Origin of the sequence: Mixta sp. (assembly GCF_024610815.1) — a bacterium.
GTDB lineage: Bacteria > Pseudomonadota > Gammaproteobacteria > Enterobacterales > Enterobacteriaceae > Mixta > Mixta calida.
Genome location: NZ_JANION010000110.1, coordinates 1 through 2544 on the forward strand (window position 1 = coordinate 1; position 2544 = coordinate 2544).

The following is a 2544-nucleotide window of genomic DNA, read 5'->3' on the forward strand; positions in this document are numbered from 1 at the left end:
CTAATAAATAACATTCAACCTAAATGCTTTATCAATAAAACAACATTAATAACGTCAGCGCCCAGGCTAACCTGAAAAAAGTGGGTATGGCCAGCGTCATTTCTCAACGCATAATAAACAAATATATCGCCCACAAAAAAGGCGCCCGCAGGCGCCTTAATAATAACCATCAGTATTTACTTCAGGCGGAACGCAACCACGCTGTCGCCCTGTTTGGTGCCCAGCGAGCCGTGGCCGCCAGCGGCGATCACCACGTACTGTTTACCGTCGTTGCCCAGCCAGGTAGACGGCGTCGCCTGCGCGCCCGCATCCAGCTCGGTCTGCCACAGCAGTTTGCCGGTGCTGATGTCATAGGCGCGGAAGAAGTTATCCGCCGTCGCGCCGTGGAATACCAGGTCGCCCGCAGTGGTCAGCGGACCGCCGTGCGCCACCATGCCCATCGGGAAGCCGATCGGGAAGCGGCCCGGCAGGAAGCTGGTGTTCAGGTTTTTCGTGGTGCCGACGCGACGCAGCCATTCGGTTTTGCCGCTTTTCAGATCCACGCCCACCATGCGTCCCCACGGCGGCGCAATGCACGGAATACCCAGGCTGGAGGCCAGCTGCTGAATATGAATCGCATAGTCGCCGTGGAAGTTTTCGTTCCAGTAAGGCTGGCCATCCTGCGTGAACATACGTTTGGTGGCGGTTTCCGGCGTACGCTTGATCAGGGTGTATTTATAGGCCAGGCGCACCGGCGAAGCGATCAGGATCTGACGCTCCGGGTCTATAGCCACTGAACCCCAGTTAAACACGCCGATATTGCCAGGGAAGACAATCGAACCCTGCTCGGTCGATGGCGTCCAGGGGTTGCCGTCGTAGCGCAGCGATTTGAAATCCATGCGGCACGCCATCTGATCGAACGGCGTAATGCCCCACATCGATTTCTCGGTCAGCGGCTCTGGCAGGAAGTTCAGGCTGGAAACTGGCTGAGTAGCGGCAAATTTCTCGCCCGCGACGCCGTCGGTGGAGACCGGCACCTGTTTAATCGGGTAAACCGGCTGACCGGTCAGGCGATTCAGCACAAACAGGTTGCCGGTTTTGGTCGGCAGCACGACAACCGGCTGGCGGTTGCCCTGATAGTCGATATCCAGCAGCGAAGGCTGCGACGGGTTATCGCGATCCCACAGGTCGTGGTTGGAGCTCTGGAAACGCCATTTAAAGGCGCCGGTTTGCAGATCGAGCGCCACCAGCGCATCACGGAACTTCTCGGTATTGCTGTTGGCGTCGCGCTCGATGCCCAGCTCATCCGGTGAGGCGTTGCCAAACGGCACATAGACCAGACCGTTTTTCACATCGGCGCTCAGGGTGCCCCAGGCGACCGGCGTGTCATAGGGATAGTTCTGGCCTGCGGCGATCGGCTGGGTCTGCGTCGGGTTGGCCGGATCGAAGTTCCAGACCAGACGGCCGCTCAGCACGTCATAGGCGCGGATCACACCTGACGGGTTGCCCTTGTCGAAGCCGTTATCCATGACAGAACCGCCGACGATCACCAGGTTGCCCGCCACCAGCGGCGCGGCGGTCTGCATCAGCGCATGGGGACGAATTTCGCCCATGTTGGCGCGCAGATCGACAATGCCGTCGTTGCCGAAATCGGCGCAGCGTTTGCCGGTATCGGCGTCGAGCGCCACCAGTTTGGCGTCAGTGGTGGCGTTGAAAATGCGCTTGCGGCAGAGAGCCGGGGCCGCCGTCGCCTGCGCCTGCTGCGCTTCGCTCGGCGCATAGTAGCTGACGCCGCGGCAGGTCTGATGCTGCTGCAAATAGGAGCGATCTTTCTCCGGGACATATTTCCACTTCAGCGCGCCGGTTTCCGGCACCAGCGCATGAATTTCGTTATGCGGCGTACAGAAGTAGAGTGTGTTGTTGACCTTCAGCGGCGTGGCTTCAAAGGTATATTCGCTGGCGTCGTCGCTCTGACGCAGGTCTCCGGTGTGGTAGGTCCAGGCGACCTCCAGATCCTTGACGTTCTGCTTGTTGATCTGGTTTAGCGCCGAGAAACGCAGACCGTTGCTGGTACCGCCGTAGGCCGCCCAGTCATTGTGCGCGACGGCGGCGTCGGCAGGCTGACGGGCGTTGGTGATGGTTCCTTCCTGCGGCAACGGATCGTAGAACATCATGCCGATCACCAGCGCCACGATAATAATCAGCGTGGAGCCCAGAAACGGATGGAATTTGCGGCCGGTCAGCGGGCGCACCACCCACGGCATCGCCAGCCAGACGCCAATCAGGCCGAGAATGTCGCCGCGCGGAATCCACTGCCATTTATCAAAGCCCACTTCATAGATCATCCAGAACAGCGTGACCCACAGCAGCACGGCGCACGCCGTTAAGGCAATTTTCTTGTTCATCATCAGCGTGACGGCAATCACCAACAGACCTGCCGCCATGATCGCGTAGAACGGGCTCCCCCCAAGCAACAGCAGCTTGCCGCCCATATAAAGCATTGCCGCACCGATCAGGGCGATAACAATGCCGGTAATCTTAGTAACCATGTTCCCCTCGTAATAA

General features: G+C 59.0%; 1 protein-coding gene. It reads right to left on the reverse strand.

All coding sequences use genetic code 11. The features are described from left to right. Positions 1-176: 176 nt before the first annotated feature. Positions 177-2528, reverse strand: coding sequence for a membrane-bound PQQ-dependent dehydrogenase, glucose/quinate/shikimate family (locus MYY08_RS07680; protein ID WP_353738462.1), 2352 nt, complete (start codon positions 2526-2528; stop codon positions 177-179). Positions 2529-2544: the final 16 nt, after the last annotated feature.

What these genes read in the sequence shown, in the direction of transcription:
- MYY08_RS07680 (WP_353738462.1), bottom strand. Translation starts at nt 2,528, where the DNA reads ATGGTTACTAAGATTACCGGCATTGTTATCGCCCTGATCGGTGCGGCA.